Genomic DNA, 7,773 nt, shown 5'->3' on the forward strand with positions numbered 1-7,773 from the left:
GAAAGCGTGCGTATTGCCTGAAAACACAACCCGCTACGGGGGAGACTTACCCGAAATCTGATTTATTCAACAAAGCCACTGCCCAGTTGAGATGACGGCCGGCATCCTGATGCTGACTTAATATACGGATAATAATAATTTCAGTATCAGTCTGCAGAAAATAAAGCATATGTCATTCAACGGGTAGTGCCAATATGTATTCCCCCAGTTCAGGACGGGGAGTACCGATATTATGAGCACTCCAAAACAAAAAAAAAGCGGAGAGCTGATTAATATATCTGTCGGCCCTCTCCTCACCGAAAATGGTGGTAGCCGTAATACCAGATATCCTCAAGATCCTGACTGGCTTTAGGTGTGAGTTTAACGTTTTTCACCGGCAGGCTTTGTGCCTGCTTTAACTTTTTTCAGGAACGCGTCCTTTTCCCACACCACAGGCTCGCCGCTGCTCAGGCCTTCTGCCAGTAAATTCCGCAGGGTCTGGAGACGTGATTCTGCCTGTTTCTCGCGAAGGAGACGAAGTGACTCGCGGATCACCTCACTCTGCGTACGATAATCACCTGATTCAATGAGAGATTCTATGAAGTCACGGAGTTCGTGTCCGAGATCCACTGTTATTGTTCTGGCGATATACAAGCCTCACGATTGTAAGTTTAAATCTTACAATCAGTTTGAATGATACTCAAAGGTGCGTCAAGTACTGAATATTTGGGATAAATGGAGGAATGTCAGAATGTAAGTAACAGAAAAGAGGACGGCTCCTGCTGTCATCCGTCCATCTTCAAAGTAAAGTTTCTTAGTGTGTGTGGGAATAATCCTTGTTTCTGGCAAAAAATGTTATAAACCAAAAGATAATATAATTAAGAACACTCAATATCTTCCTCATCATCGCGTTCATAGCGATTTCCAGTAATTATTCTTATATCTAGAGCTGAATGGAGCATCTTATGAATTTTCATCAGACTGGCACGTTTGATTTCATTTTTTGTTGTTGGTGTACTGTCTCTGAATGCCCATTTGTAAGGTGTCAGGCTACTAATCTTGAAACCTACAATTCCAACTGTATAAAGACAAAGCATTATTTCATTAATGACATCCTGTTCTCTTGATTCTCCTTCTAAAAATTTGTTTGCTGTAATAGCACATGGATCAGTAGTATTTTGAATGGATAATTCACTTAATACCGCGTCTATAGTGTTTTTGACATAGATGTTCTACTAAATTTATCAGGAAGATTTCTCAGTATTTCAATTGTTTCCTCAAAGGAAGGGTATATATCCCCCCATTCTTCTTTTAGAGATCTCAGGCGCTTTAAGGAATAGACTGCCTCCGCTTTATGAATTGAATCCCATGATATTCTTTCTCTGTTAAGTGCCACATTAAAACACTCATTCACGTATTGTAAAACGTCTCTTGGTCGAAATAATGTTCTTTCAATTATATATTCAATAGGGGTGATGCCTAAATGCCCCCCCTTTGCTTTTGGAAATATATCTTTAATAGTAACATCTTCTCGAGTATATTGTCTTTTGTATACCTCTCGCACTCGTTTTTGGACTAATTCGGTTAGTTGTTGAGAGGTCCATTTTATATCAAGTATATATGACTCATATTTTTCCTCCTGAAAACCAGAGCCTCTTGTAATATTAAATACTGATCGTAAAAGGTCCAGGCGTAAAGCAGCTATTATTTTGATATTTTTAATTTTACGAAACACCTTAATCTCTTCAATTAGCGCTCTTATAAATTTATATCTTGTATCATTTTCCGCCCAGTTATCATCCAGTTGATCAATAATGATGTAATAGTTTTTTTGTGGGTCATCAAAAGAATATTCAGCAAGCAATGAAAGTATTTCATTAAGTTTTTGAATCTGTAACCTACTGACAACCTCATTTGCTCGTTTCTTAACATCATGTATTTGTTCTTCGGTTAGTTTTTTTGCATATTCAGCACTAAGATTTACAGCACTGTATTCTGTGCCAATCGAAGCCTTAGTATCACGTTCCAGTTTGTATGTTATTTCCCTAAGATGGGTGTCAGTATCTATCCAAAATTTATCTCCCCACTCCCTAAAATACTCAAGGGCTTTTCGTTTTATCTCATCTTTTTTTAGCCTGCTAAGCAAGTTTGAGAAAAAGCTATTCGTATCAGATTCACTCTTAATGTCATGGCGTATTTTTAATAATTCCATAATTACAATATGTCGCCATAATACTTTATAAAACATATCAAGATTAACATTTAACTCTTCAAAAAATGAAATTATATCTGAATGCTCTAGAAAACCTATTGAAATATCATTAGGGTCAAGTTTTTTATATTTATGTGCTTTGTTTGCCACCATGTGCAACAAAGCACTTTTTCCTGCGCCTGTTCTTCCTATAACTATAGATGATGTATCAGATGGGTTTAATAGTTTAGAAAGATAACCACTATCAATAAAACAGTTTTCCAAGAGAAGTGTGTCTGATTCAGCGTCCAATTCGCCGATTTTAAAATTTTGCCTTATTATTATAGGGTTTATGCTCATAATTTCCTCAACGCTATTAATTGGTTTTATTATTACATTATAATTGATTTTTGATAATTGTATTTAAATTGATAGAAATTGCGATGGAGATCATAGAATAAAAGTATTGAGTGTTTCAATTTTTATTAATAGTTGCAACTATTAGGATAACTGCTTCTCGCTTGTTCTTTGTCGTCAATATTTTCAGCTCAATATCATCTCGAACGTTCATGCTTCAGTATGGCTTCTGCTATTCGTATTCAGAAACGTGCGTCTCTTCTTCAAGCGGCTCAAACCATTTTTCTTTAGCGACTTCATTGAACTTCTTACAAATGGTGTAAAGAGTTACGTTAGAAAGAGCATAGTTACGGGAAAACTGACGGGCAAAATTGGCACTCTTGGCCTATCGCTCAGCGCCTGGTTAATGCGCGCACCAGTGTTCCAGAGCTTCGACAGCAGCATTTTGTGCTAAAGATCCGGGCCGTAGTAAGCTCACTTCCACCGCCAGCACGGCAGGGTAATCGATGACCACCGGCTACTGAGCAACCGAGACTGTCTGCAGTACGAGTATAATGATTCCAGTTATCAGGATACATCTCTGTCTGTTGATATGTTCAGCGCTGAAGCAATGATTTCCCGGTTTTCCTCACTACGCCAGTTTCCGAAATAGTCCACCTCCTGGCACAGGGAACGGTGTGCTGCCTCTATAAGGTCAGACACTCTCTGAAGAGCATTCTGTAGCTGCTGCGCTGATATACCTCTTGGCACATCATGCTCATCCACCCCGTTACGGTGCACAAGGTCGTTTCGCCAGTCTGCAATAATGTCCAGCGGCTTAACCGGCCAGACGGGCGGAGTATGCAGCACGGCGCTGAAATAGCGCTCAATGGTTTTAACGTTATGAAACGTCATTCGGGAAACATAATTGCGTGCGGCGGGCCTGAACATATCAAGTTCCATCTCACGCACAGACTGCTTTTTGTTTTTTTTGACGCGTTCTGAATTCAGGTAATATTCATCCCTGAAGCGTTTAAGAGGCCAGTCATGTTCCAGCAGAGCCCTGGCGCAGTACATCAGGTATGCTTCCATGACAGTCACTGCATGGACGAAAGACATCCTGTACACCAGTTCTGGCTGCTCTCTGTCGAGCAGGGCATGTAGCTTCTGCAGCTCCTGTCTTGCGTGCCGGTGACGCTGATGAACATCGTTCAGGGAAACCACGAACAGTCCATGTTCATGATCCCACTGAGCCTGATCAGCAAGCGCCTCCTGCTCCCAGTAATACAGGTTCGCGGCCTCCTCCCATGCTTCAGACTCAGGGACAATATCCGGGTAATTTTCCTCAAGCCATTCATTAAATCGTTCCGCTTCAATATCAATCATCATGTCTTTCATATGAGAAATCCCGCCTTCTATTTCTGTTGATCAGCTGCAGCTGCTTTTACGATGGCGTCTATTGCCTTTTCAACCGAAAACGGTCTCAGCTCACCGTTGCTCAGCTGGACCTTATAGCAGGGATGTGACACCCAGCGGCCATTCGTAAAACGAGGTTCATTCTGAACCGTAAAATGTTTAATCAGACGACCGTTCAGTTCCCAGCCCGGACAACTGTCACAATAGAGGGTGAACAGTTCCTTCAGCTCTTCAAAATAGTCACCTTCTGAAATGATCCCGACAGCTTTCACGTCAGGTCGTTGATCCATGTAATAGCCGCGGGCTTTCTGTTTTGATGCAAATTCCTTCTGACCAATCTTCACCGGTATTGAACGTCCCATTCTGAACTCCTTTGTGTTTAGCTGACAAATAGTCACTCGCCACAACCAGTTTCACGACATTAACTCTTCTCATCATCATGACGGATTATTTTCCAAGCCGTGATTATTTCTCACCTGATAACAAGCAGCCATATAACCACGTAGTTAAATTACCGGGTCCCCGTTTTCACCTGATCCAACTTTCTATAATTTAACGGATTTCCGGAAGTGTACCACGCACACGAAATAACCATATCGCCCTTTTATGGTGGTGAGCGGCCGGTCACGGGGCAGGGGAAGGACACAACATATAGCGTCACAGCCAGCTGAGAACACCGCTACATCTTGTGTTGCCGGGCCGCAGCGCGCCGGAGGCCGGAAAGCAGATCCGGGACTACCGCTTTTCGGATCTACACGGTGGGAAACGCGTAATTGATATGATTTTATAACAATACAAACAAAATCATACTAGGTATGATATTTATCACTTTACTATCAATCATATCTGATATGATTTGAACTAAAATAGCAATAAAAATTCTTAGTATGATTTATTATATAACCACACATCATCAAACGGAGCGTGCAGGATGGATCAGGAAGTGACGTTTTCACTCAGCTATGAGCAGCTGTTGCAGGAAGCCGAGGAGTCGATACAGAAATGTGATCTCAACAAGGAAGGCCCTTACTATCCTCAGGAGCTGAGTAAAGCAACGGACTTCCTGCATTTCTGGCACAGGCTGGTGAATCGTGGCTATTCAGGCGTGGGAGATTATGAACGCATTGAGGCCGACTGGCAGCGCCTGCACACCCTCGTCTTTAGGATAGAGGACTGACATCGTGACAACGGTGAACGTCCGCCGTCCGTCACCGCTGCAGCGGCGCGTGCTGATTGTGCTGGCAGGTCTTGAGCACAATGACATTACCTGTGTCCGTACCCGGGACCTGGAACATCTGCTGGAGCAGGGTGGGGACGCCCCGGTGTACGGACCGAACCTGCGTGCCTCCTGCCGGCGCATGGAAGCCTCGGGCTGGCTGCGCACGCTACGTGCGCCGAATCTGCAGCTGGCTGTCGAGCTGACGGACAGTGGACGGGCAATCGCCGTCCCCCTGCTGGCCGCCGAACGCGAACGAGTGCAGACTGAGCAGCGCGCGACGGTGGTCCGGGTCCTGCCCCTGGTCCGGCTAAAGCCGGTGTATGCGTCCGACACATTCGGTGACGACCGCCCGGTGGAGCTGAGTGATCGCTGGCATCTGGCGTGCCGGGGAGACTACGTTATCCGTCTTGACGGCACCACCTGCCTGCAGCTGTGGACCTCTGCCGGGCAGGTGACGCGCCTCGAAAGCGACCCCCTGCAGGTGGCGGAGTGGTTACAGGCCTGTCACGATGCCGGCATTGATATCCGCCTGCAGATCAACGAAAGCACCGCGTTGGAACAGGGTACACCTTCACTGAAAGGGGCTGAGTTTCCCGGCGGACAGGCTTCATCCACGACAGTAACCTGGTACCAGCACCTGCTCAGGGCACTGCGACAATACGATGTGAAGGGGTTATCCGCAACAAACCCGGAGCACCTTAAAGCAGTGAAGCCAGGCTGGCGTAATAAGGAACAACCGTTACAGGAGCGTTTCCTGGCGCTGGCAAAAGCCGTGGAGGGGACTCCTGATGCCCTTCGCTCGGATCGGTATGAAGAAGATACCGGCCATTTGATGACACCGATGCTGGCCGGATTCGGGTTTACGCCGGATCAGGCTTCCCGCCTCACCCGCCTTATCCGCTGGCCGCTGATGAGTCAGGAAGAATTTGACCGGCGCGAACTGAACAGCCTGCTGGACGATATCTAGGCCTGATTTCGGCAAAAATACCGTAATAGGACCAGGCTGCTTTATGTAAGCGGTACGGCTTTACTGGATCAGTCTAAACCAGTTTTATTCATCTTTTACTTCGAACAATTCTTCAACAGATTTTGTCGGGTAGAAGAGCGAATTACTGTTTTCTTCTTTTAACTGTATAAAACCCAGGCGAAGGTAGAATTTTTTGGCGTTGTCGTTCAGCGCTTCCACGAACATTCCGTGTATACCCACAGCCTGCGAGGCCTGATACACGACTTTCATAGCATGGGTAACAAGTGTTTCTCCATATCCCTGGTGATGAATGCTTTTATCAATTGCCAGACGGCCTAAAGTCACGCTCGGCACATTTTTGTAGGGGACGCGCTTTTGTTGCGTTTTGCTGGGTAGAAGTGTTTTCTCAAAGCAGCTGCCAGACAGCGTGTAGTACCCCATAACACGTGGTTTATCCTCTCTCGTCACGAGCAGATAGCCACGCAAAATCTTACTGTTGTGCTGGCGTTTCAGATGGTCAGTAAGAAAAGTATTCAGATACTCTTCTCCACAATCGAAGTTGCTTAATTCATATTCAACTTCCTCTGAAAAAATCTCAATCCTTAAACCGTCCATTTATTACTCCAGTTCCCGGAGACGGTTAGCGGCGCGTTTCAGCCGGTCATTCGGTACTGGCGGATTAGTGATTGCATCCATAACCAGGTTCCAGGACTCCTCATTGAGGAGCAGACGACGGTGCTGGTCAATAACTTCTGCAGCGCGTTCTGAGGCGGTACTGACCATGAACTGCGAAATTGACTGGTTAGTCATTGCTGCAGCTTCTTCGATCATGTGTTTGTCGTCTTCATTTAATCTCAGGTCAATGCGCTGCTTTTTCAGTGCTGACATGGTTTTTCTCCCAGGCCACTCTTTAATCTGAAAGAGCGGACTGTTTTGTTAAGTTCGGGACTTAAGGCGATAGCATGTACGGAGGTATGCCGTACAAATATAATAGTGTTATGGTATGCAGGTTTCAACCACAAGTTAGCTATGGATCTAGGCACAGCACGTAAAGGTACAGAGAAATGAATCGCCATGGGTTTAACAGACACCTCAGAATCATTTATGGACTACCCCCACAACAGTGGACAAATTCTGTCCTCACGACGGAGGCCTGTTCGAAGGCCTCCGGACTGACGCCACCGAGATGACTGTGGCGCCGGGCCCGGTTGTAGAACACTTCAATGTAATCGAAGATATCCGCCCGGGCCAGATCCCGGGTTTTGTATATTCTCTTCCTGATACGTTCTTTTTTCAGTGAACTGAAGAACGATTCGGCCACCGCATTATCCCAGCAATTGCCACGCCGGCTCATACTCGGAGCCAGGTTATTGGCCCGGCAGAAGCGCTGCCAGTCGTCACTGCCATACTGGCTACCTTGATCGCTATTTACGATGACCTCGCCGTCCGGTTTTCGCCGCCAGACCGCCATCATCAGTGCATCCAGCGCCAGTTCGCGTGAGAGAGTGGGCTTCATCGACCAGCCCACCACGTTACGGGCGAAGAGCTCGATAACCACCGCCAGATACAGCCAGCCCTGCCAGGTGCGGAGTAGAGTAAGAGGCAGGGCGTAGTCGGACTATTTCCCTGCCTCTCCTCCCCGAACCGGACGTGCACCTTTCAGCG

General features: G+C 45.9%; 8 protein-coding genes and 3 pseudogenes. 2 read left to right on the forward strand and 9 right to left on the reverse strand.

Annotated elements, in window-relative coordinates:
- Window positions 1-46: 46 nt before the first annotated feature.
- From C6A40_RS25410 to C6A40_RS25555, 6 genes and pseudogenes are all read right to left on the reverse strand, one after another.
- Window positions 47-374: pseudogene (locus C6A40_RS25410) on the reverse strand (type II toxin-antitoxin system RelE/ParE family toxin).
- On the reverse strand, window positions 361-633 hold the full coding sequence (locus C6A40_RS24180) for a type II toxin-antitoxin system ParD family antitoxin (RefSeq protein ID WP_153669782.1): 273 nt from the start codon (window positions 631-633) through the stop codon (window positions 361-363). Before C6A40_RS24180 ends, C6A40_RS25410 begins: the two are co-directional and overlap by 14 nt.
- 553 nt (window positions 634-1,186) lie before the next feature.
- On the reverse strand, window positions 1,187-2,530 hold the full coding sequence (locus C6A40_RS24185; protein WP_239991073.1) for a P-loop ATPase, Sll1717 family: 1,344 nt from the start codon (window positions 2,528-2,530) through the stop codon (window positions 1,187-1,189).
- Window positions 2,531-3,094: 564 nt separating this feature from the next.
- Window positions 3,095-3,904 carry a hypothetical protein gene (locus tag C6A40_RS24195; RefSeq protein ID WP_000654269.1) on the reverse strand — a complete coding sequence of 270 codons (810 nt, stop codon included), beginning with the start codon at window positions 3,902-3,904 and terminating at the stop codon, window positions 3,095-3,097.
- A gap of 17 nt (window positions 3,905-3,921) precedes the next feature.
- Entirely contained in the window at window positions 3,922-4,284 is a 363-nt protein-coding gene (locus C6A40_RS24200; RefSeq protein WP_000533745.1) for a hypothetical protein, read from the reverse strand.
- Window positions 4,285-4,467: 183 nt separating this feature from the next.
- Window positions 4,468-4,680, reverse strand: a pseudogene (locus C6A40_RS25555) (hypothetical protein); the annotation flags it as partial.
- A 173-nt stretch (window positions 4,681-4,853) separates the two neighbouring features.
- Here C6A40_RS25555 and C6A40_RS24210 point away from each other — a divergent pair.
- Both C6A40_RS24210 and C6A40_RS24215 read left to right on the forward strand, forming a co-directional pair.
- Complete coding sequence (locus C6A40_RS24210) at window positions 4,854-5,099, forward strand: hypothetical protein (protein WP_048213821.1); 246 nt, start codon at window positions 4,854-4,856, stop codon at window positions 5,097-5,099.
- A 4-nt stretch (window positions 5,100-5,103) separates the two neighbouring features.
- A complete protein-coding gene (locus tag C6A40_RS24215) occupies window positions 5,104-6,108 on the forward strand; it encodes a hypothetical protein (protein WP_048213820.1) in 1,005 nt (334 codons plus the stop codon).
- An 84-nt stretch (window positions 6,109-6,192) separates the two neighbouring features.
- Here the strand turns inward: C6A40_RS24215 and C6A40_RS24220 are convergent, their stop codons facing one another.
- From C6A40_RS24220 to C6A40_RS24230, 3 genes and pseudogenes are all read right to left on the reverse strand, one after another.
- The gene (locus C6A40_RS24220; protein ID WP_048213819.1) at window positions 6,193-6,723 is read right to left on the reverse strand and encodes a GNAT family N-acetyltransferase; all 531 of its coding nucleotides are present in this window, start codon (window positions 6,721-6,723) and stop codon (window positions 6,193-6,195) included.
- A gap of 3 nt (window positions 6,724-6,726) precedes the next feature.
- The gene (locus tag C6A40_RS24225) at window positions 6,727-6,996 is read right to left on the reverse strand and encodes a type II toxin-antitoxin system TacA family antitoxin (RefSeq protein WP_048213818.1); all 270 of its coding nucleotides are present in this window, start codon (window positions 6,994-6,996) and stop codon (window positions 6,727-6,729) included.
- Window positions 6,997-7,210: 214 nt separating this feature from the next.
- Window positions 7,211-7,708, reverse strand: a pseudogene (locus tag C6A40_RS24230) (IS3 family transposase); the annotation flags it as partial.
- Between the last annotated feature and the right edge of the window lie 65 nt (window positions 7,709-7,773).

Origin of the sequence: Enterobacter sp. GER_MD16_1505_Eko_090, from assembly GCF_003331015.1 — a bacterium.
Classification (GTDB): Bacteria; Pseudomonadota; Gammaproteobacteria; order Enterobacterales; family Enterobacteriaceae; genus Enterobacter; species Enterobacter roggenkampii.